At 66.6% G+C, this 19813-nt stretch carries 22 protein-coding genes; 6 read left to right on the forward strand and 16 right to left on the reverse strand.

Going from position 1 to position 19813, the window contains the following annotated elements; all coding sequences use genetic code 11:
- Window positions 1–111 precede the first annotated feature (111 nt).
- A complete protein-coding gene (locus U858_RS0105830) occupies window positions 112–417 on the reverse strand; it encodes a copper-binding protein (RefSeq protein WP_025136245.1) in 306 nt (101 codons plus the stop codon).
- A 142-nt stretch (window positions 418–559) separates the two neighbouring features.
- Here U858_RS0105830 and U858_RS0105835 point away from each other — a divergent pair, with 142 nt between their 5' ends.
- Entirely contained in the window at window positions 560–1123 is a 564-nt protein-coding gene (locus U858_RS0105835; RefSeq protein ID WP_025136246.1) for a cob(I)yrinic acid a,c-diamide adenosyltransferase, read from the forward strand.
- 55 nt (window positions 1124–1178) lie between these two features.
- Here the strand turns inward: U858_RS0105835 and lipA are convergent, their stop codons facing one another.
- A complete protein-coding gene (gene lipA / locus U858_RS0105840; protein WP_025136247.1) occupies window positions 1179–2186 on the reverse strand; it encodes a lipoyl synthase in 1008 nt (335 codons plus the stop codon).
- A 156-nt stretch (window positions 2187–2342) separates the two neighbouring features.
- Between lipA and U858_RS0105845 the strand changes: the two genes are divergently transcribed.
- A complete protein-coding gene (locus U858_RS0105845) occupies window positions 2343–3155 on the forward strand; it encodes a substrate-binding domain-containing protein (protein ID WP_025136248.1) in 813 nt (270 codons plus the stop codon).
- Window positions 3156–3217: 62 nt separating this feature from the next.
- Here U858_RS0105845 and U858_RS0105850 read toward each other — a convergent pair whose 3' ends face one another.
- The 10 genes from U858_RS0105850 to U858_RS0105895 form a co-directional block, all read right to left on the reverse strand.
- Entirely contained in the window at window positions 3218–3946 is a 729-nt protein-coding gene (locus U858_RS0105850) for a tetratricopeptide repeat protein (RefSeq protein ID WP_025136249.1), read from the reverse strand.
- Window positions 3943–4581, reverse strand: a complete 639-nt coding sequence (gene lipB, locus U858_RS0105855; RefSeq protein WP_025136250.1) for a lipoyl(octanoyl) transferase LipB — start codon at window positions 4579–4581, stop codon at window positions 3943–3945. Before lipB ends, U858_RS0105850 begins: the two co-directional genes overlap by 4 nt.
- 15 nt (window positions 4582–4596) lie before the next feature.
- The gene (locus U858_RS0105860) at window positions 4597–4869 is read right to left on the reverse strand and encodes a YbeD family protein (protein WP_025136251.1); all 273 of its coding nucleotides are present in this window, start codon (window positions 4867–4869) and stop codon (window positions 4597–4599) included.
- A 117-nt stretch (window positions 4870–4986) separates the two neighbouring features.
- Window positions 4987–5853 (reverse strand): D-amino acid aminotransferase, encoded by an 867-nt coding sequence (locus U858_RS0105865; protein WP_025136252.1) that lies wholly within the window; start codon window positions 5851–5853, stop codon window positions 4987–4989.
- Window positions 5854–5949: 96 nt separating this feature from the next.
- Window positions 5950–7212: a D-alanyl-D-alanine carboxypeptidase family protein gene (locus U858_RS0105870; protein ID WP_025136253.1), complete on the reverse strand. Its 1263-nt coding sequence runs from the start codon at window positions 7210–7212 to the stop codon at window positions 5950–5952.
- A gap of 153 nt (window positions 7213–7365) precedes the next feature.
- Window positions 7366–8019 carry an alpha/beta hydrolase gene (locus U858_RS0105875; protein WP_025136254.1) on the reverse strand — a complete coding sequence of 218 codons (654 nt, stop codon included), beginning with the start codon at window positions 8017–8019 and terminating at the stop codon, window positions 7366–7368.
- Window positions 8020–8067: 48 nt separating this feature from the next.
- Complete coding sequence (locus U858_RS0105880) at window positions 8068–8667, reverse strand: ABC-type transport auxiliary lipoprotein family protein (RefSeq protein WP_025136255.1); 600 nt, start codon at window positions 8665–8667, stop codon at window positions 8068–8070.
- Window positions 8664–9620, reverse strand: a complete 957-nt coding sequence (locus U858_RS0105885) for an MlaD family protein (RefSeq protein WP_025136256.1) — start codon at window positions 9618–9620, stop codon at window positions 8664–8666. The genes U858_RS0105880 and U858_RS0105885 overlap by 4 nt, the downstream gene beginning before the upstream one ends.
- Window positions 9607–10446, reverse strand: a complete 840-nt coding sequence (locus U858_RS0105890) for an ABC transporter ATP-binding protein (protein ID WP_025136257.1) — start codon at window positions 10444–10446, stop codon at window positions 9607–9609. The genes U858_RS0105885 and U858_RS0105890 overlap by 14 nt, the downstream gene beginning before the upstream one ends.
- The gene (locus tag U858_RS0105895) at window positions 10446–11576 is read right to left on the reverse strand and encodes an ABC transporter permease (RefSeq protein WP_025136258.1); all 1131 of its coding nucleotides are present in this window, start codon (window positions 11574–11576) and stop codon (window positions 10446–10448) included. Before U858_RS0105895 ends, U858_RS0105890 begins: the two co-directional genes overlap by 1 nt.
- A gap of 95 nt (window positions 11577–11671) precedes the next feature.
- On the opposite strand from U858_RS0105895, the gene U858_RS0105900 reads away from it, so the two are divergent.
- The 3 genes from U858_RS0105900 to U858_RS35885 are packed head-to-tail and all read left to right on the forward strand — an operon-like array spanning window position 11672 to window position 13508.
- The gene (locus tag U858_RS0105900; protein WP_025136259.1) at window positions 11672–12526 is read left to right on the forward strand and encodes a biotin--[acetyl-CoA-carboxylase] ligase; all 855 of its coding nucleotides are present in this window, start codon (window positions 11672–11674) and stop codon (window positions 12524–12526) included.
- Window positions 12523–13329, forward strand: coding sequence for a type III pantothenate kinase (locus U858_RS0105905; protein WP_025136260.1), 807 nt, complete (start codon window positions 12523–12525; stop codon window positions 13327–13329). Before U858_RS0105900 ends, U858_RS0105905 begins: the two co-directional genes overlap by 4 nt.
- A gap of 14 nt (window positions 13330–13343) precedes the next feature.
- Window positions 13344–13508 (forward strand): hypothetical protein, encoded by a 165-nt coding sequence (locus U858_RS35885; protein WP_198529701.1) that lies wholly within the window; start codon window positions 13344–13346, stop codon window positions 13506–13508.
- Window positions 13509–13577: 69 nt separating this feature from the next.
- Here the strand turns inward: U858_RS35885 and U858_RS0105915 are convergent, their stop codons facing one another.
- The 3 genes from U858_RS0105915 to U858_RS0105925 are packed head-to-tail and all read right to left on the reverse strand — an operon-like array spanning window position 13578 to window position 17301.
- Window positions 13578–14867 carry a 3-deoxy-D-manno-octulosonic acid transferase gene (locus U858_RS0105915; RefSeq protein ID WP_025136261.1) on the reverse strand — a complete coding sequence of 430 codons (1290 nt, stop codon included), beginning with the start codon at window positions 14865–14867 and terminating at the stop codon, window positions 13578–13580.
- A gap of 1 nt (window position 14868) precedes the next feature.
- A complete protein-coding gene (gene waaC / locus U858_RS0105920; RefSeq protein WP_042884475.1) occupies window positions 14869–15906 on the reverse strand; it encodes a lipopolysaccharide heptosyltransferase I in 1038 nt (345 codons plus the stop codon).
- 45 nt (window positions 15907–15951) lie between these two features.
- Window positions 15952–17301 (reverse strand): hypothetical protein, encoded by a 1350-nt coding sequence (locus tag U858_RS0105925; RefSeq protein ID WP_025136263.1) that lies wholly within the window; start codon window positions 17299–17301, stop codon window positions 15952–15954.
- 252 nt (window positions 17302–17553) lie between these two features.
- Here U858_RS0105925 and wecB point away from each other — a divergent pair, with 252 nt between their 5' ends.
- Complete coding sequence (gene wecB / locus U858_RS0105930; RefSeq protein WP_025136264.1) at window positions 17554–18675, forward strand: non-hydrolyzing UDP-N-acetylglucosamine 2-epimerase; 1122 nt, start codon at window positions 17554–17556, stop codon at window positions 18673–18675.
- A gap of 63 nt (window positions 18676–18738) precedes the next feature.
- On the opposite strand, the gene galE is transcribed toward wecB, so the two are convergent.
- Complete coding sequence (gene galE, locus U858_RS0105935) at window positions 18739–19779, reverse strand: UDP-glucose 4-epimerase GalE (protein ID WP_029953569.1); 1041 nt, start codon at window positions 19777–19779, stop codon at window positions 18739–18741.
- Window positions 19780–19813: the final 34 nt, after the last annotated feature.

Below are 19813 nucleotides of genomic sequence, written 5' to 3' on the forward strand. Positions count from 1 at the left end.
CCCAGGCCGCCAAGGCAAAGGCCCGCCGCAAGCGATTGCGGCGGGCCTTTTTGTTCTTGAAGCGGCGCTGGCCCTCGCAGCCCCTGGGCCGAGGCGCCGGCCAGGCGCGGCTTAATTGGTGATCGCCGTCACCACGTACTTGCCGTCCTTGCGCTCGGCCGTGAAGCGCACCTTGTCGCCCGCCTTGATCTTGGCCAGCAGCGCGGGATCGGCGTCATACACCAGTGTCATTGCCGGCAGGTCCAGCGCCTTGATGGCATCGTGCTTGATGGTGACCTTGCCCGCAGCCGGGTCCACGCGCCGCACCTCGCCGCTGGCGTCGGCCTGCTGGGCAAACGCCAGCGGCGTCGCCAGCGACACGACAGCCATCGCGGTAGCGACGGCCATGGGCATTGCGTATTTGCGGTTGAAAGCCATGCTTTATCCTCCGATTGCATTGAAAGCGCACACGGGCATTACGGCCTTTATGCACTTTCCACAATGCTAGGATACCGTCCTTACGCAATAGTTCACCCGCAATAACGCAACAATCTTGACGGTTGTTTTCAAAGGACCTCTCATGGCCAACCGCCTTTCCGTCATCGCCACCCGCACCGGGGACGATGGCACCACCGGGCTGGGGGACGGGTCGCGCGTACCCAAGGACGCCGCCCGCATCGCCGCGCTGGGCGACGTGGACGAGCTCAACAGCGTGATCGGCCTGCTCCTGACCGAACCGGTTTCGTCCGAAGTGGCCGAAGATCTGCTGACCATCCAACACGATTTGTTCGATATGGGCGCCGAATTGTGCATCCCCGGCCATGTCGCGCTGGCCGATGCCCAGGTGGCGCATCTGGATGCACGGCTGGCCCATTACAACGCGGCGCTTGCCCCCTTGCGCGAATTCATCCTGCCAGGAGGCTCGCGCGCGTCCGCGTACGCCCATCTGGCGCGCACGACTTGCCGCCGCGCCGAACGCGCCGTGGTGGCGCTGGCGCGCGCCGATGCCGTGAACACGCCGGTGCGGCAATACCTGAACCGGCTGTCGGACCTGATGTTCGTGCTGGCGCGCTACCTGAACCACCAGGCGGGCCGGCCGGACGTGTTCTGGACCAGCCGCGTGTCGCGCCCTGCCGCGGAATGAAAAATGCCCCGCAAGGGGCATTTTTCATCGTGACGGAAACTGCGCGCGCCGTGGATCAGTTAGGCACGCCCGCCGCATGGGCCTGCTCGTCGGCGTGGTACGACGAACGCACCATGGCGCCCACCGCCGCGTGCGAAAAGCCCATCGCGTAGGCTTCACGCTCGAACATCGCGAACGTATCGGGATGCACGTAGCGCAGCACAGGCAGGTGGTGTTCCGACGGCTGCAGGTACTGGCCGATGGTCAGCATGTCGACGTTGTGCTCGCGCATGTCGCGCATCACCTGCAGGATTTCCTCGTCCGTCTCGCCCAGGCCCAGCATCAGGCCGGACTTGGTCGGCACATTGGGATGCAGCTTCTTGAACTCGGCCAGCAGCTTGAGCGAGTGCATGTAGTCCGAACCCGGGCGCGCCTGCTTGTACAGGCGCGGCACCGTTTCCAGGTTGTGGTTCATCACATCCGGGGGGCCCGCGTTCAGGATGGTCAGCGCGCGGTCCAGGCGGCCGCGGAAGTCGGGCACCAGCACCTCGATCCGGGTGGACGGCGACAGTTCGCGGATGTGCGTGATGCAGTCGACGAAATGGCCGGCGCCGCCGTCACGCAGGTCGTCGCGGTCGACCGAGGTGATCACGACATACGACAGCTTCATCGCGGCGATGGTGCGCGCGAGGTTTTCGGGCTCTTTGGTGTCCAGCGGATCGGGACGGCCATGGCCCACATCACAGAACGGGCAGCGGCGGGTGCACTTGTCGCCCATGATCATGAACGTGGCGGTGCCCTTGCCGAAGCATTCACCGATGTTCGGGCAGGAGGCTTCCTCGCACACCGTATGCAGGTTGTGCTCGCGCAGGATGCGCTTGATATCGTAGAAGCGCGAACCGGGCTGGGCGGCCTTGACGCGGATCCATTCCGGCTTCTTCAGGCGTTCGGCAGGAATGATCTTGATCGGGATGCGCGCCGTCTTGGCCTGGGATTTCTGCTTCTGCGTCGGATCGTAGACCGCTTCGGCGGGCGCAGCGGCAGGTTCGTTCGAGGGAACAGACGACTCGGCAAGCGTAGACATGAGACACCTTCACGACCGGCGCGCGCGGCGTCCCGGTCTGAGACAAAAAAGGCATTTTACCCTCCGCCACCAGGATCCGCCCCGAATGGCCATACGGAGGGCGGGCGCAGCGGTCTGGGTTATCGTCACGCCTGACGAATTTCCCCCCTGCCCGCCATGTCTTCCCTGCCTGTCCCCCGCCCCGTCGCCCTGATCGCCCCCCGGCTGGATGCGGCCCCCGCCGCCCGCGCCATCCAGGCCTGCGCCGACCGGCTGGCGCCCGCCGGCTACTACCTGGCCGCCGGTCCCTGGCACGACCCCTCCCTGCTGCCCCGGCTGGCGCTGCTGCGCCCGGCTGCCGCCCTGGTGGTGGGTCCGCTGGACGATCCGCAGTTGCGGGTCGCCCTGGCCGCGCTGGAGGTACCCGTGGTGGAAACCTGGAGCCTGTCGGACACGCCGCTGGACAGCGCCGTGACCGTCGACAATGCCGAGGCCGGCCGCCAGGCCGCCCGCCATTTCGCCGACAAGCGCTTTGCGCAGGTGGCCTGCATCAGCACCGACAACCCCTGGGAACGCGCCCGGCGCGAGGGCTTCATCGGCACCGCCGCCGCATTGGGGCTGAGCCAGGTCGCCGATATCGTGCAACCCGAAGCCCAGCACATGAACGACGGCCGCATGGCCTTCCTGCGCCTGCTGGCGACCAATACGATCTTCGACGCCGTGTTCTGCACGTCCGACCTGCTGGCTGCGGCCGCGGTCTCGGAAGCCCACAACCGCGACCTGCACGTGCCGCAGGATCTGGCGGTGCTGGGCTTTACCGACGACGGCAGCGCGCCGCAATGGGTGCAGGGGCTGACGACGCTGGGCATGGATGCGGCAGAACTGGGCCGCCGCGCGGGCCAGCTGTTGCTGGACCGCCTGGACGGCGAGCAGCCCGCCGGCACGCGGATAACGATGGAGGTGGGGTTCGAGACGCGCTTGAGCACCTAGGACGCGTCTCCGGCACCAGGCGCCACGCGGCCATCCGCAGCGGCCGCAAGCGTATCGCCCGGTCAGGCGCCGGTTTCGTACAGGGGCGGAAAGCCGCTGTCGCGCAGCATGGCGTCGGCCTCGCGCAAAAAGGCCGGCGTGGCGGTTTCGGGCACGCGCACCAGCCACTGCACCGCGTCGTCCTTGCGGCCGCGCAGCAGCAGCATGCGGCCCAGATGGAACATGCCGCGGAAGTCGCCGCCTTCGGCGCAGCGCTGGTAGCAGTCAAACGCGCGCTCCAGGTCTTGCGGCACGACGTCGCCGGCTTCATAGAAGCGGCCCACGACGCCGATGGATTTCACATGGCCGCCCTGCGCCGCTTGCTGGTACAGGGCCAGCGCCGCGGCGCGGTTCTGCACCACGCCGCCGCGGCCGCTCTTGAGCATGTGGGCATAGTTGTACATGCCCCAGTCCAGGCCGCGATCGGCGGCCAGCCGGAACCAGTACGCCGCCACGGTATCGTCCGGCGCCACGCCCCAGCCATTCTCGTAGCAGCGGCCCACCATGTTGATGGCCATCAGGCTGTCGCCATTGGCGGCGCGCTTGAACCAGGCCAGCGCTTCGGCCTGATCCTGCGGCATGCCGATGCCGTCCAGCAGCATCTGGCCAAAAATGGTCTGCGCCTCGGCCAGGCCCATGCCGGCCGCGGTTTGTATCCAGGCCGCGTACGCCTCGACCGGTCCGGCGCGCAGTTGCGCCAATTGCTCGGGCGAGGTCGCGGCCACGTCGGCCGGGGTGAAGCTGAATGTCATGCAGGGGTCCTTGCCTGGCGCCAGGCGCGGGCCAGATTGCGCGCCAGCGTGTCGCCGACGTCGGTGGGGTCTTGCCGCACGCCGCAGGCCGCCATGTCGACGGTGCGCAGCCCCGCGTAACCACAGGGGTTGATGCCCAGGAACGGCGCCAGGTCCATGGCGACATTGAGCGACACGCCATGATAGGCGCGGCCGTTGCGGATCTTGATGCCCAGCGCCGCGATCTTGGCCAGGTCGCCCCCGCCCGGCGCGGGCACGTAGACGCCCGGCGCCCCCGGCTTGCGGCACGCGCCGGCCACGCCCATTTCTTCGAGCGTGTCGATGACGGCAGCCTCGAGCAAGGCGACGTATTCCTTGACGTACATGTCGACGCGGCGCAGGTCGAACAGCGCGTAGGCCATGACCTGGCCGGGTCCGTGGTAGGTCACCTGGCCGCCGCGATCGCAGTGGACGATGGGGATGGCGCCAGGGTTCAGGACGTGCTCGGGCAGGCCCGCCTGCCCCAGCGTGTACACCGGCGCATGCTCGCACAGCCAGATTTCATCGGGCGTCTCGGCCGACCGCTGGTCGGTGTACGCCTGCATGTCCCGCCAGACGGACAGGTAGTCCGCCGGCCGCGCGAGCCACTTGATCACGGCAGCCTTCTTGCCTTACAGGACAATCGACACCATGGGATGGCCGTGCAGCGCCTGGTACAGGCCGTCGAGCTGCTCGCGCGAGGTGGCGCGCACCGTGAAGGTCAGGCCCATGTAGTTACCGCCCTTGCTAGGCCGCATTTCGACCGTGGCGGCATCAAAGCCCGGGTCAAAGCGCAGCACGACTTCGGTCAGCGTCTGCGCAAAATCGGGGTGCTGCTTGCCCATGACCTTGATGGGAAAGTCGCTGGGGTACTCGATGAGGGAGTCTTCGGGCGGAATATGCATGATGGATGGCCTGGAGCGTCAATTCATCTATATGGGGGCAGGCATCGCCCAGGCAAGGCCCGCCCGTCAGGGCGGGCGACGCGGGGGGCTGGCAACAGCGCCCCCCGCAGGGCCGGCTTAGAGCGCGGCGATGCGGGCATCATAACCCGCGCGCAATTGCTCAAAAACGGGGCCGGGCTTGCCCGAACCCACCGGCCGGCCGTCCAGCGAGACGATCGCCAGGACTTCCTTGGTCGCCGAGGACAGCATCAGTTCGTCCGCCTGAGCGACTTCGTCCTGGGTGATGCGGCGCGCTTCGAAGGCGATGCCGGCTTCGGTCGCCAGCTCGCCCATCAGGCCGTAGCGGATGCCTTCCAGGATGAGGTTGTTCTTGGGCGGCGCCAGCAGCTTGCCGCCGGACACGACCCAGATGTTGGTGGACGAACCTTCGGTGAGAAAGCCGTCGCGGAACTGCAGCACTTCGTCGACATGGGCGTCCACAGCCTGCTGCTTGGCCAGCACGTTGCCCAGCAACGACACGGACTTGATCTCGCAGTGCAGCCAGCGTTCGTCGGGAATGCTGATGGCGGACAGGCCTTGCGTGCGGGCCGCGGCCGACGGCGGCGCCCACGCCGACACCATGCCGAAGACGGTCGGCGTGACCGGCTGGGCCGGGAACTGGTGGTCGCGCTTGGCAACGCCGCGCGTAACCTGCAGGTAAACGATGCAGGTTTCCAGGTTGGAGCGCGCCAGCAGCTGTTCGATCAGGTCGATCCAGCCGGCGCGGTCGAACGGCTGGGCGATGCGCAAGGCCGCCAGGCTGCGGTCAAGACGGTCCAGGTGCTCGGCCATGCGGAACGCATTGCCGCGATAGACCGGCACGACTTCGTAGATGCCGTCGCCGAAAATGAAGCCGCGGTCCAGGACAGAGATCTTGGCCTCGTCCACGCGCAGAAACTCGCCATTGAGAAACACCTGGCTTTCGCCCGGTACGCCCGGAATCATGAGCCGCTCCTGAGAATCAAATGGATAGGGACGGGCCACCCGGCCCGCCCCTTGGGATAAAGCTTACACCCGCGGCCGCGCCCGTGGCGCGCCCGCTTACTGGAACCAGCGCTTGACGGTATCGGCCATGCGGCCGAAGAAGCCCGCGCGTTCGACGGCGTCCTGCACCACCAGCGGTTCGGTGCGCAGCACCTTGCCATCCAGCGTGAATTGCAGCGTGCCGACCTGTTGGCCCTTGGCCAGCGGGGCGATCAGCGGGTCCGTGCGCTGCGCCACCGGCTTCAGGTCGCCGGCCTTGCCGCGCGGCACCGCCACCGACACCGGGTTGGGCGGGCCCAGCTTGACGTTGTCGGCCGTGCCTTCCCAGACGCGGGCGTCGATGCCAGGCTGGCTCTTGTCGAAGAGCTTGACCGTGTCGAAGTTCTGGAAGCTCCAGTTCAGGAGCTTCAGGCTTTCTTCGGCGCGCGTGGCTTCACTGTCGGTACCCACCACCACGACCAGGATGCGGCGGTCGCCGCGCACTGCGGTCGACACCAGGCAGTAGCCGGCGGAATCGGTATGGCCGGTCTTCATGCCGTCGACCGACGGGTCGGCCCACAGCAGGCGGTTGCGGTTGGGCTGGGTGATCTTGTTGTAGGTGAAGCTCTTCTGCTTGTAGTAGTGGAAGAACTCGGCGTGGTCGGTGATCAGGTGCGCCGACAGCGTGGCCAGGTCGCGCGTGGACGTCATGTGCTGCGGGTCAGGCAGGCCCGTGGCGTTCATGAAGTGGGTATTGCGCATGCCCAGGCGTTCGGCTTCCTGGTTCATGAGAGAGGCAAAGGCGGACTCGCTGCCGCCAACCGCTTCGGCCAGCGCGACGGACGCGTCGTTGCCCGACTGCACGATCATGCCCTGGTTCAGTTCGTCGACCGTGACCGGCTTGCGCGGCTCGATGAACATGCGCGAGCCGCCGGTACGCCAGGCATGCTCGGACACGGGCACGGTCTGCTCCAGCGTCAGGCGTTTTTCTTCCAGCGCGTTGAACACGACGTAGGCCGTCATGATCTTGGTCAGTGAGGCCGGCTCGACCTTCATGTCCGGGTTGGAGGCCGCCAGAGTCTGGCCGCTGTTCACGTCGACCACGATCCAGGCCTTGGCCGCGATGGTGGGCGCCGGCACCGCCGACACATCGCCCACCGGCACTACCCCCGAGGCCGTCGGCGCGGGTGCCGTGGCGCCGGCGGCCGCGGGTGCCGCGGCGGGCGCCTGCTGAGCCCAGGCCGGCAGCGACGCCGCAAGCATCGCCGACAACACCGCGCCGGCCAACGCGCGACGGGCAAAGACAACGGGGGATTGAGCGGAGTAAGGCAAATTCTTCATCGGCAACGTGGGTCCAGGAAAGACGCCCGCTGGCGCGGGGCAAGTGGCTGACAATTATAGGCAGTCGATAGGACCCATCCGCCCCGGGATGGGTTCCTTGGTCATTTAAAACATGCAACCTGATGCAACTCGCCGCGCGTCGCGGCGCGCGGCTCAGTCCAGCGCAACCTTCAGGCGCGCCTGCACCAATTGGCGCAGCACCAGCAGCTTGCCATGGAAGAAGTGCGACGCGCCGGGGATCACCACCACGGGAATCGAGCGCGGCCGGGCCCAGTCCATGGCTTCGGACAAGGGCACGACTTCGTCCTCTTCGCCATGCACCATCAGCGTATCGTCAGGAACCTGGACCTCATGCGACTGGAAGCGGTTCACCGCCGGCCCCATCAGCATCAGGGCGCTGGGCAGTACGGCTTCGCCCTGCTCCGCCAGCGCGGCATAGGTCTGCGCGGCCACGGCGGTGCCGAAGGAAAAGCCGGCCAGCACCCAGGGCGCGGCAGCCAGTTCCGGATGGCGTTCGCGCATCTGCGCCACCACCGCCAGCATGTCCTGGGTTTCGCCCACGGACTTGTCGAACACGCCTTCCGACAAGCCGACGCCGCGGAAGTTGGGGCGCACCGCCACCAGCCCGTGCTGCACGCAAGCGCGCGACAGCGTGGTCACGACTTTGTTTTCGCGGGCGCCGCCTTGCAGCGGGTGCGGATGCAGCACCAGGGCCCAGCCCCGCGGCGTGCCGTCGGGCCAATCCACCGCGCAATCGATGCGGCCGGCGGCTCCGGTGAAGGCGTGGGTTTCAGTGCTTGCGGGCATAGGGGGTACTCGTGCTGCGTGAAAAAGGGAATGTTAACCGGCGGGGCATCAGCGGGCTGGCCGCGCCGCGGCCTTCGGATTGCTGGCCAGCCACTGCGCCAACTGGTCTGCGGCGTCATCGGTCGCCTGGCGCAAGGCGGCCACGCCGCCGGCGGCGTCCTGTGTCGGTGCCGGGGCCTGGGTTGCGATACGGACCTGACCGGCCACGTCGCGGCCATTGAGCAGCACCGCCTGCAGCAGCACGCGGCCCTCGCTGGCCGAACCGTCGGGCGTGAACACCTGCTCGAACTGCGACAGATAGACCTGCAACTGCGGCGTCTGCCCGCTGGCCCGCTCGGCCAGCACCGGCCCCTGGCGCGACAGGCGTTCGATCAGGCGCTGCCGCACCAGATCGGACGGCGATGACGACCAACGGTAAGTGGCGTAGGCCTTGGGCGCGGCGCTGTCGCCCACCCGCCAGACGATGCCGGTATCGGACAGCGCCGGCACGGCCGAGAACACCAGCGCGATGGGTTCACGCGCCGGCAACTGCGGCGTGGGGCGGGCATCCAGCCCCAGGTCGAAGACGGCGGGCGGCGCGCCGACGCGGCCTACCCCGCAGCCAGCGAGCGCCAAAGTCAGGATCAGAACTGCGCTGCGCATCTTCATTTCGGCTGTCTCCCAAATCCGGCGAACCCGGCCTCGCCGGGCCCGGGCGCAACCGGCGCCGGCCCGAACAACAACGATTGCGGCGAGTTGTCGACGCGCCGCAGGGTAAAGGTGGCGCCGCGCGCGGCTGCGCTGACGTTGGCGGCCATGCTGGCGACGGCAGGCAACGTCTCGCTGTCCAGGCGCGAGGCGGCAAAAGCGATGTCATTCAGGCTGCGCGTGGCCGTGGCCAGCGGGCCGTCGGGCGCGTTCAGGCGCGCCAGCGACTGCCGCGCCTGCTGGGCCAGGTCGGCCACCTCGCGCGCCGCACGGTCGGCCTGGCGCGACGTGCTGCCCAGCGAATCCATCAGCGGACCCAGCTTGGCCAGGGTCGGGCTCAGGTCGCGGGTGGCGTCCTTGAGCGACTGGGTGATGTCGGCGGCGTTCTGCAAACTGGCGGTCAGCGCCTGCACGTTCTGCTGGCTCAGCAACCGACGCAACTGCTCGGTCGCATCTTCCACATTGGAAATCAGGCGGCCGCCGCGTTGCTCGATGCGGTCCAGGAAGCCGGGGCGCAGCGGAATCGCGGCGGGATTGGCGTCGCTGGAGGCCAGCCGCTTGAACGAACTGCCGTCATCGCGCAGCTCCACATTGGCCATGCCGGTCACGCCCTGCACGCCCAGCTCTGCCCAGGTCGATTCGGTGATGGGCGTGTTGGGCGCCACGCCGATGCGGATCCGCACCTGCCCGGGCTTGTCGGGGTTCAGCGCCAGCGACTGCACCTTGCCCACCGGCACGCCCTGGTAACGGACGGTCGATTGGGGGTTCAGGCCGCTGACGGCAGTGGCCGACACGATTTCATAGGTTTGCAGTTTGGTCCGGTCGCGGCCGATCCAGACGGCCACCAGCGCAGCGGCGGCCAGGAGGACCAGCGTGAAGATGCCCGCCATGAGCGCGTGACTACGGTTTTCCATGATGCGTTCCCTTCGGCGCCATGTCCCCAAGCGCGCGCAGACCGCGTTCGCCCAGGAAGAATGTGTGAATGAACGGGTGATCGACCTTCAGTACTTCCGGCACCGTGTCGCATACGATCACCCGCTTGTCCGCCAGCACGGCCACACGGGTGGCCAACGCGAGCAGCGTGTCCAGATCGTGCGTCACCATGACAACGGTAAATCCCAACTGCCGGTGCAGACTGCGCACCAGGTCCACGAATTCGTCCGAACGCAGCGGGTCCAGGCCCGCCGTGGGCTCGTCCAGGAACACCAGTTCCGGGTCGAGCGACAACGCGCGCGCCAACGCCACGCGCTTGACCATGCCGCCGGACAGGTCCGATGGCCGCTTGCCGGCGTCCTGCGCCGTCAGGCCCACCATCGCCAGCCGGCACATCACAACGTCGTGCACCAGGTCTTCGGGCACCGTGCGCAGTTCGCGCAGCGGCAGCGCCACGTTGTCGAACACTGACAGCGCCGAAAACAGCGCACCGGCCTGGAACAGCATGCCCCAGCGGTACGACAGGCGGCGCCGCTCGGCGGTCGTCAGCTCGGACAAGGTATTGCCCAGCACCTGGATCGTGCCTGCGGCCGGCTGGTCCAGTCCGATGATCTGGCGCAGCAGCACCGTCTTGCCCGTGCCCGAGCCGCCCACCAGCACCAGGATCTCGCCGGGAAACACCGTCAGGTCCAGGTTGTCGTGCACGACGTGGTCGCCGAAGGCCGTGCGCAGGCCCCGCACGGTAATGACCGGCGCAACCGTGACATGCTCTTCGGTGAACAGGCGATGTTGTTCGGCGCCGGCCATCAGATACCCACCGAACTGAAAATCACCGCGTACAACGCGTCCAGCAGGATCACGCCGGTGATGGACGTAACGACCGAGGTCGTGGTGCCGCGCCCCAGGCTTTCCGTGTTGGGCTGGATGCGCAAGCCGAAATGGCAGGCGATCAGCGCGATCAGCATGCCGAAGGTCACGCCCTTCAGGATGCCGATCCAGTAATTGGTCAGGGAAATCGCGTCGGGCAAGGATTGCAGGAACCACTGCGCCGACACGCCCAGCTGCACCTGCGCGGCCAGCATGCCGCCCAGAATGGCCATGGCGTCGGTCCAGAGCACCAGCAACGGCATGGTGACCGCCAGCGCCACCACCCGCGGCAGGATCAGCCGCTGGCCGTGCGAAATGCCCATCACCAGCATCGCGTCCAGTTCCTGCGTGACCCGCATGACGCCGATCTGCGCGGTGATGGCCGACCCCGACCGCCCCGCCACCAGAATGGCAGCCAGCACCGGCCCGAGCTCGCGCACGATGGACACGCCCAACAACCTGACAATGAAGCGGTCCGCGCCGATCATCTGCAACTGCTGCGCCGACAGATACGACAGCACCACGCCGATCAGGAACCCCACCAGCGCCGTGATGCCCAGCGCCTGCGCCCCCGTGCGGTAGATCTGAGCCGAGATCTCGCGCCAAGGGCCCCGAGAAGGCCGACGCAGCATGCCGAAGAAATCCAGCACCAGCTGCCCCAGCATCACCAACAGGGCGCGGCCATTCTCGGCCGCCTGCAACACCGCGTCGCCCACGGACCGGACCCAGCCCCACGAGGCCTCGGGGCGCGGCGGCGCCTGGCGCTCGCCCTTGTTCAGCGCCAGGGCATTGAACACGTCCTGCTGCCCGGCCGACCAGCGCACCCGTTCGGGCAGCTTTTCGCCCCAGGCCTGCCAGATCAGCAGGGCGCCGATGGTGTCCAGCCGGCTGATGCAGTGCAGGTCCCAGCGCGCGTCCTCGCTGACGGCCTTGGCCATCGCAGCGCGGCGCCGTTCGACCTCGCCGGGCTCGGCCAGCGCCAGAACGCTCCAGTCGCCCCCCACATGGCACACGCCCGCTTCCTGGCGGAAGGGCGCAGCGGCGGACGCGGATGGGGAAGAATGCGGCATGAAGACAGGATACCGATGCAAAATGTATCGACAATCATATACGCTGAGGCCGAAACGCCGCGAACCCGGCCCGCGCGTGCCCTACAATCGCCGCCATGTCCGCTCAAGTCTGCCCCATCGACCTGCCCGCGCCAGACGACCTGGCCCGGATGCTGGGTTCGCGCCTGCCCGCCTTCCAAGACATTGCCTGGACCGCCAGCACCGGCTCGACCAACGCCGACCTGCTGGCGCGCGCCCGCAGCGGCGCGGCCGCCGGCAAACCCTGGCTGCTGGGCACCCACCTGCAGGCAACGGGCCGTGGCCGTGCCGGCCGCCCCTGGCAGAACCGGGTGGGTGCGGCGCTGATGTTCTCGTGCGCCTTCGACGTGCACCTGCCGGCCGCCCAACTGCCCGCCCTGTCGCCGCTGGCCGGCCTGGCCGCCTGCGAGGCGCTGCGCGCCGTGGCCGGCCCCGACGCCGACGGCCTCTGCATGAAATGGCCCAACGACGTGCAATGGCGCGACGCCAAGCTGGCCGGCGTGCTGGTCGAGACCACCCGCAACCCGGGCGGCCGCGAAACCGGCTATACCGTCGTCATCGGCATGGGCGTGAACCTGGTCGACGCTGACGCCCTGTCGCAGGCGCTGGGCCGCCAGGTGGCCGACTGGACCCAGGTCACCCAACACGCGCCCGGCCACCCCGCCACCGCCGCAGACCTGGTCTGCGCCGCGGCCACCGCCTGGCACGAGGCCGTGCAGATGCTGGAACGCGAGGGCTTTGGCGCCTTCGCGCAACGTTTCGGCCAGGTCGATGCGCTGGCCGGCCGCGCGGTCAATGTGCTCGACAAGGGCGACGTCATCCTCAGCGGCACGGCCTGTGGCGTCGACAGCCAGGGCCGCCTGCTGGTGCAGACGCCCCAGGGCGCCACGCCGATATCGGTCGGCGAAATCTCGATCAGGCAGCAGGCATGATCATCCTCATCGACTCCGGCAACAGCCGCCTGAAAGTGGGTTGGCTGGACCCTTCCAGCCCCGACATGCCGCGCGAGCCCGCCGCCGTCGCCTTCGACGGCCTTGACCTGGACGCGCTGGACCGCTGGCTGACCGCCCTGCCCCAGCAGCCGACGCGCGCGCTGGGCGTGAACGTCGCGGGCGCCGAACGCGGCGCCGCCATTGCGGCCATCCTGCAGCGCCGCGGCTGTGCGGTCACCTGGGCCACCTCACAGGCCACCACCCTGGGGCTGGTCAATCGCTACAAGACACCGCAACAACTGGGCGCGGACCGCTGGGCGTCGTTGCTGGGCGTGCTGTCGCGCCTGCCGGGGGCCCATCCGCCGTTCCTGCTGGCCAGTTTCGGCACCGCCACCACCATCGACACAGTGGGGCCCGATAACGTCTTTGCCGGCGGCCTGATCCTGCCCGGACCCGCCATGATGCGCAATGCGCTGGCCCACGGCACGGCCAACCTGCCGATCGCCGAGGGCCAGGTCGTGGCCTATCCCACCGATACGCACGAAGCCATCGCCTCGGGCATCGCCGCCGCCCAGGCCGGCGCCGTGGTGCGCCAATGGCTGGCCGGCCGCCAGCGTTACGGCCAGACGCCGCAGATCTTCGCGGCCGGCGGCGGCTGGCCGGAAGTGCACCAGGAAATCGAACGCCTGCTGGCGGATGCCGGCGGCGCGTTCGGCGCCGCGCCCGTGCCTGTCTACCTCAACCACCCCGTCCTGGACGGGCTGGCCGCCATGGCGCGCGCCACCCCGGCACCGGACGCCTGACACGAGGCCGCCGCATGCGAGTGCTCTTCATCCTGATCCTGTTGGCGAATCTGTGGGTGCTGGCGCTGGGCCAGGGTTGGCTGGGCACGCGACCGGCGGACGAAGGCCGTGATCCGCGCCGTTTCAGCCAGGAATTGAATCCTGGCGCCGTCACGCTGGTGTCCAGAACCGCCCGTTAAGGCTTCGCGGCGGCTTGCACGCCAAGCTACCGGCCAGGACGCCACGCAGGCGCCTGCGCCGTGCCTTCATCAATCCAGCCAGGGCGCCAATGCGGCCATCGTCCGGACCGTGGCGCCCGAATGGCTGGCAAACCAAGCCTGCGCCGCCTGGCCAGCCGCCTGCCGCCTGGACGGATCGGCCACCAACGCCAAGGCGGCCGCCACTGCCTGTGCCGGATCGGGCTGGCGCTGTGCAGCACCCGCCTCGATGGCATCGCTGGCAGCCTGCTGAAAATTGAACGTATGCGGCCCCACGATGACCGGCACACCTGCCGCGCACGCTTCGATCAGGTTCTGTCCGCCCAGCGGCGCAAAACTGCCGGCCACCACGGCCACGTCCGAGGCCGCATAATAAAAGGCCATCTCGCCCAGCGTATCGCCCAGCAGCACGGTCGTGTCCGCGCCAGGATCCTGTCCGGACGAGCGCCTGACATAAGGCACGCCCGCCTGCTCCAACATCGCTGCAGCCTCGTCGAACCGCTGGGGATGACGGGGAATCAGCAAGAACAAGGGCCCGCCAGCCGTCGCCGACTGGCGCTTGATCGCGTCGATGAACGGCGCGTCCTCGCCTTCGCGAGTACTGGCCAAGGCGACCACGGGCCGGCCCAAGCGGGCGCGCCACGCCCGGCCCTCCTGAACCTGCTGGTCAGGCAAGGCCAGATCGAATTTCAAATTGCCTGACACGCTCGGATTGCGCACGCCAGCCTGGGCCAACCGGTCGGCGTCCTGCGTGGTCTGGGCCAGCACCAGATCCAGCCCCTGCAGCGCTTCGCGCATGACGCTGCCCAGACGACGGGCCTGGCGCAGCGAAGATTCCGAGTAGCGCGCGCTTACCAGCGCCATGGGCAAGCGGGCACGCCGGGCAGCCGCCAACAGATTGGGCCAGATTTCGCGTTCTATCAGCAGACCGCAGCGGGGGGTGTTGGCCGCCAGAAAGCGCCGTGTGGCGCCGGGAAAATCGTAGGGCAGCCAGACCTGGCGAAGCTGTCCGCGTGCGATCGCGTCAGTAAACAGCCGCGCGCCTTCGGCGCGGCCCGTGGCAGTGATGTGGGTCAGCAACACGGGCAGGCCGCGGTCCAGCAGCGCTTGCAGCAGCGGCTGGGCGGCACGCGTCTCGCCCAGGCTCACGGCATGCACCCAGACGGGAGCGGGCGCCGTCGCGTCCGCCACGGCAGCGGAATGATGCGCGGCGTTCCGGCCAAAGCGTTCGGGTGAAAAAATCTGCCATTCGCCGCCTGCCCGCTTGGCCCGGCGGGCCATCCACAGCCAGACCAGGGGCGCCAGCGCCCGCAACGCCAGGGTGTAGACGCCGCGGTTCATGTCAGTGCGCCGCCAGGGCCTGCTCCACCGACGCCATGACAGCCTCGCGCGAAGGCGAAGCGCCGCGATCGCCCAGGCTGGCCGTGTAATTGGAACCGACCAAGGGCGTGCGCACCGGCGTGGACGCGCGATAGATGCCGATCGTGGGGCGGCCCAGGGCCGCCGACAGGTGCGTCAGGCCACTGTCCAACCCCACCATCAGGCGGGATCCCGCCAACAGTCGGGCCACCGAACTCAGGTCCATGCGTGGCATGACTTCGACATCTTCCATGCCGGCCACCAACAACCGGGCACGTTCGGCTTCCTGTTCGTTGCCGGCCAGCAATTTGAGCGAGCACCCCGCGTCCAGAAGGCGGCGGAACACGGCCCGCCAGTCGTCTTCGGGCCAGAGTTTGTCGTCACGGCTGGCCGACGGCATGATCACGGCATAGCCGCGGTCCGCGTCTACATGATGCAGCCGGGGCAGTTCCATGGCATTGAGCCCTTCACTTGGCACGTCGTGCACCGGATCCGCCGCTTGCCCGGCTTGCCGAACAAAGGACTGCAAGCCGAAATCCGGCAAGCCGGCGTGCTGATACCCGAAAGTCAGCCCGGCCAACTTGCGCTGGCGGATGACGGCGGGCTGCCAGAATTCCACGCGGTGACGCACGTCGTAGAACAACGATGCCAAGGGTTCGCGCGCCGACCGCCAATCCAGCCCGTGACGCTTGCCACGCGCCTGGCGCACCAGCCAAGCCGACTTCAGCAACGCCTGCATATCCAGCACGATGTCGTACTGCGCCGAGCGCAGCCTCTCGCGCAGCGCGCGCCGCTCAGCCCGTACCTGAGCGGACCACCAGGCCTTGCGCCAACGACGGTGAGCCACCGTAATGACCTCATTCACCGCCGGATGCCAAGACGGAATCTCGGCGAACGCCTCTTCGACCACCCAGTCGATCTGCGCGTCAGGCACATGCCGGGCAATATCGGTGATTGCCGGCAGCATGTGGACGAGGTCGCCCAGCGAGGAAGTGCGTACGATAAGAATGCGGGTCGGCATCAAAAAGACGGAAATAGACGAAGCAGGAACGGGTAGTTCGCGAATTTACACCACATCGGGCGCGGCGGGACCGGCGGCCGCAGCTGCCGAGGAAGCGCTATTGGAGACCCGACGGATCAGCGCCATGAAAACAGGGGGCAGGACCCAGATCGGAAACGCGTAGCGTGCCTGGACTTCGAAAAATACGCCGTGCAGGACAATCAGGGCAACTGCAGGCAGTAGGGAAACCCCAAGCGCATATAAACCGAACGCTATAGATCGCTCCCGCGCCAATGCCACCGTCGACGCAAGCAAGTAGAGCAGGACTAGGCCCTGCAATATGCCGCCAATCCAGGCAGAAACCCGCGAAACCAGACGCGCCCGCTCCGTATAGGCCTGTTGCGCCGCATCGGATCTGAAGACATGGCTTTGCCGCGCTGCCTCATCGACCAGGGAAACATCCACGCCCATGCTGTCGGCCAGAATGCGATCCTGGCTATAGTTCCGGGAGCCCTGCAGCCATGAGCCAAACCAATCCCGAAAACTAATCAGACGGGAAACCTTGCAAGCATACAGCGCGGGCAGATGCAGCCACCCCACTTCGCGCTGGCGCTCCAGAATATAGGGGATCAACGGCTCGGATCGCCGCTCCAGCCCGAAACGCGCCCGACTTTCCGACCACTGCCCGCAGGTATCCTTGCCGTCGCCGATGTCATGACCGATGGACACCACGGCGCGCACCACACCAGGAGCATATTCGTTCGTGCGCGAATGGCTCAACAAGCCGCGCTCCAGCAGATTTGACGCAAGCAATGCGCAGCACACAAGCAAGGCTCCGAATCCCGCAGCCCGCAGACGGCCTGTCCAGCGATCAGCCGGCAGATCCGGCACGCGGATATCGCATTGGATTGCCATCAGCGCCGCGCCGCAGACAATCATCACCGGCGCATAGATCGGACGTAACGATGCACTCAGTCCCAGTGCCATCACAGCAGCCAAAACCGCCAGCCGCCGTGGGGGCAGCCCACCGGCCCTCAGCAAAAGGCGCATGCCGACGATAAAAGTACCGCACGCCATCAAATCCGTTGCCACCAAGGCCGACGCTGGCGCCGCCACCAAGATTGCCAGCACGGTCACTGCCGCGCCGATCCAGGAAACAAGGCCGATAGACGAGTTGCGCTTGCCACCCGCCGGCAACACAGCGAAGATCGCCAGGATGGCCACGAAGGTATTGAGCGCCGCCGCGCCCCAATAGGGCGCGATGTCCGCCGCTTTGACCGGCGCGAACAGCCAACCCACCACCCCGCCCTTGTGATACAGGTCAGGAGCGCCCGCAACCATCCAGTAGTACAGGAAATCGGACACGGGTTCGGGCCGAAATACCGCGGCGGTCAAGAAAAAGACGGCAACCGTCAATGCAGCCGCTGCTGTTCGACCGACACCCACCTGCGTAAAGCGCATATTCACCCTTTCACAACCAACCCGATAGGCGGCAACGCGGCATCAAGACATGATGCCGACGCAGGCCTGCGGCATAACGGCAATACCGTGAAGCGGCGCAATTTTACGGTATTTCTTGCTATCGTTATGAGCTCGTCACCGTCCGGCGCAGCGCCCTCCCAGCCCTCGCGGCTGCGTCCCGTATAACGCTACTTACCCTGCTGAACCATGAAAATCCTCACCGTATTCGGTACTCGCCCCGAAGCTATCAAAATGGCGCCGCTGGTCCACGCCCTTGCTCGCAATCCGGCGATCGAATCCAAGGTGTGTGTAACCGCCCAGCATCGTGAAATGCTGGACCAAGTGCTGGCGCTGTTCGAGATCAAGCCGGATTTCGACCTGAATATCATGAAACCCGGTCAGGACATGACCGCCGTCACTACCGGCATCCTCTCCGGCATGCAAGACGTGCTGCAGGAGTTTCGGCCTGATTACGTGCTGGTGCATGGCGACACGGCGACGACGTTTGCAGCGACGCTTGCCGCCTATTATCAGAAGATTCCCGTCGGCCACGTGGAAGCAGGCCTGCGCACCGGAGATATTTACTCCCCCTGGCCGGAAGAAGCCAACCGCAAGCTGACCGGCGCATTGGCGCAGCTACATTTCGCACCTACCGACACGTCAAAAGCTAATCTCTTGCGGGAAGGCGTGCCAGAAAACAGCATCATCGTGACCGGCAACACGGTCATTGACGCGTTGCTGGCCGTTACGCACAAGATCGACATCGACGACGCATTGCGCCAGCAACTGCAAGCCGGCTTCCCTTATTTGCAGGCGAATCGGCGCGTGATCCTGATAACAGGGCATCGCCGCGAGAGCTTCGGCGCGGGCTTTGAACGCATCTGCGAAAGCATCGCCGCGGCAGCGACAGAATTCCCGAATGAAGATTTCGTCTATCCCGTACACCTCAATCCCAACGTGCGGGAACCGGTGAAACGGCTGCTCAGCCATCTCAAGAACGTCTATCTCGTGGAGCCGCTCGATTATCTGCCGTTCGTCTATTTGATGACCCGGTCCCACATCATTCTGACGGACTCCGGTGGCATCCAGGAGGAAGCGCCGTCATTGGGCAAGCCAGTGCTGGTGATGCGCGACACGACTGAACGCCCCGAAGCGGTCTCCGCCGGCACGGTGCGCCTCGTGGGCACCGATGTGGCACAGATCACGGGCCAGCTCAGGCTGCTGCTCTCGGACGTCAGCCAATATCAGAAGATGAGCTTCTCGCACAATCCCTACGGCGATGGGAAATCCAGCGAACGCATCGTCGATACGCTGCTCCAGCGCCGCTGACCGTACCCAACTGCAACGGCGAGATCGCTTCAACCGTCCAAATCGATCTCGCCGTCCGCCGAGCTATTTCTCGTAGCCGCTCGGATTCTTTTGTTGCCAGTTCCAGCCGTCCCGGCACATGTCTTCAATAGTGTGCTGGGCTCGCCAGTTGAGCACCAGGTTCGCGGCAGAAACGTCCGCCCAGGCCTCGGCGCTATCGCCGCTGCGGCGAGCGCGTACCTCATAGGGAACCGCGACTCCGTTCGCAGTTTCAAAGGCGTCTATCAACTCCAGCACGGATGTGCCGCGCCCCGTCCCCAGGTTGAACGGATGAAAACCCTGGATATCGTTGTCGCACAACCAGTCGATCGCCTTGACGTGACCTGTGGCCAGATCCGAGACGTGGATGTAATCTCTTACGCCGCTGCCGTCGACGGTCGAGTAGTCCGTACCAAACACCGGCAGCACCGGCAGGCTGCCAATGGCCGTACGCGTGATGTATGGAAAGAGGTTGTTGGGAATGCCTGCCGGGTGGTCCCCGATCCGGCCACTGTGGTGGGCTCCGATCGGATTGAAATAGCGCAACGCGATCGCCGAGAAGTCGCGATCCGCATGGCAGAAATCCTGTAGGATCTGCTCAACCATCGCCTTGGTCTGGCCATAGGGGTTGGACGGCCCGATGGCATGCTGCTCCGTATAGGGCAACGTCGTCTCCGGTCGATAGACCGTGGCCGACGAGCTGAATACGATGCGCTTGACGCCTGCCGTTCTCATGGCTTCGAGCAAGCTGAGCGTACCGGTCACATTGACGTCGTAGTATTTGAGCGGCAGGCTTACCGACTCGCCGACCGCCTTCAATGCGGCCAAGTGCAACACGCAGGAAACCGGTACCTCGTGCGCAGCGCAGTCCGCGAAAAGACGCTTGAGCATCTCCGTGTCGCGGACGTCGCCTTGCACGAAGGGAACCTTGATCCCGGTTATTTCCTCAACGCGGGCCAGTGCCTGCGGGGAACTGTTCGAGAAATCATCGAGCACAAGAATCCTGTGCCCGGCCTCGAGCAGGCACACCAAGGTGTGCACCCCGATATAGCCCGCCCCGCCCGTTACGAATATTGTTGTCTGCATTTCCAGATCCCGCGCCGCAACTCCTGCACCGTGC

This window comes from Achromobacter sp. DH1f, assembly GCF_000633435.1.
GTDB classification, from domain to species: Bacteria; Pseudomonadota; Gammaproteobacteria; order Burkholderiales; family Burkholderiaceae_B; genus Achromobacter; species Achromobacter deleyi.

Excerpts from the sequence above, each read along its gene's own strand:
- waaC (WP_042884475.1), bottom strand. The coding sequence starts at position 15,906 with ATGCCGACCCGCATTCTTATCGTACGCACTTCCTCGCTGGGCGACCTC.
- lipA (WP_025136247.1), bottom strand. The coding sequence starts at position 2,186 with ATGTCTACGCTTGCCGAGTCGTCTGTTCCCTCGAACGAACCTGCCGCT.
- galE (WP_029953569.1), bottom strand. The coding sequence starts at position 19,779 with ATGCAGACAACAATATTCGTAACGGGCGGGGCGGGCTATATCGGGGTG.
- U858_RS0105915 (WP_025136261.1), bottom strand. The coding sequence starts at position 14,867 with ATGAACCGCGGCGTCTACACCCTGGCGTTGCGGGCGCTGGCGCCCCTG.
- U858_RS0105880 (WP_025136255.1), bottom strand. The coding sequence starts at position 8,667 with ATGAAGATGCGCAGCGCAGTTCTGATCCTGACTTTGGCGCTCGCTGGC.
- U858_RS0105865 (WP_025136252.1), bottom strand. The coding sequence starts at position 5,853 with ATGATTCCGGGCGTACCGGGCGAAAGCCAGGTGTTTCTCAATGGCGAG.
- U858_RS0105905 (WP_025136260.1), top strand. The coding sequence starts at position 12,523 with ATGATCATCCTCATCGACTCCGGCAACAGCCGCCTGAAAGTGGGTTGG.
- U858_RS0105870 (WP_025136253.1), bottom strand. The coding sequence starts at position 7,212 with ATGAAGAATTTGCCTTACTCCGCTCAATCCCCCGTTGTCTTTGCCCGT.
- wecB (WP_025136264.1), top strand. The coding sequence starts at position 17,554 with ATGAAAATCCTCACCGTATTCGGTACTCGCCCCGAAGCTATCAAAATG.
- U858_RS0105890 (WP_025136257.1), bottom strand. The coding sequence starts at position 10,446 with ATGGCCGGCGCCGAACAACATCGCCTGTTCACCGAAGAGCATGTCACG.
- U858_RS0105850 (WP_025136249.1), bottom strand. The coding sequence starts at position 3,946 with ATGACATTCAGCTTCACCCCGGCCGACGTGGCCGCGACCTCGCCCGAG.
- U858_RS0105900 (WP_025136259.1), top strand. The coding sequence starts at position 11,672 with ATGTCCGCTCAAGTCTGCCCCATCGACCTGCCCGCGCCAGACGACCTG.
- U858_RS35885 (WP_198529701.1), top strand. The coding sequence starts at position 13,344 with ATGCGAGTGCTCTTCATCCTGATCCTGTTGGCGAATCTGTGGGTGCTG.
- U858_RS0105875 (WP_025136254.1), bottom strand. The coding sequence starts at position 8,019 with ATGCCCGCAAGCACTGAAACCCACGCCTTCACCGGAGCCGCCGGCCGC.
- U858_RS0105830 (WP_025136245.1), bottom strand. The coding sequence starts at position 417 with ATGGCTTTCAACCGCAAATACGCAATGCCCATGGCCGTCGCTACCGCG.
- U858_RS0105845 (WP_025136248.1), top strand. The coding sequence starts at position 2,343 with ATGTCTTCCCTGCCTGTCCCCCGCCCCGTCGCCCTGATCGCCCCCCGG.
- U858_RS0105860 (WP_025136251.1), bottom strand. The coding sequence starts at position 4,869 with ATGCATATTCCGCCCGAAGACTCCCTCATCGAGTACCCCAGCGACTTT.
- U858_RS0105895 (WP_025136258.1), bottom strand. The coding sequence starts at position 11,576 with ATGCCGCATTCTTCCCCATCCGCGTCCGCCGCTGCGCCCTTCCGCCAG.
- U858_RS0105835 (WP_025136246.1), top strand. The coding sequence starts at position 560 with ATGGCCAACCGCCTTTCCGTCATCGCCACCCGCACCGGGGACGATGGC.
- U858_RS0105885 (WP_025136256.1), bottom strand. The coding sequence starts at position 9,620 with ATGGAAAACCGTAGTCACGCGCTCATGGCGGGCATCTTCACGCTGGTC.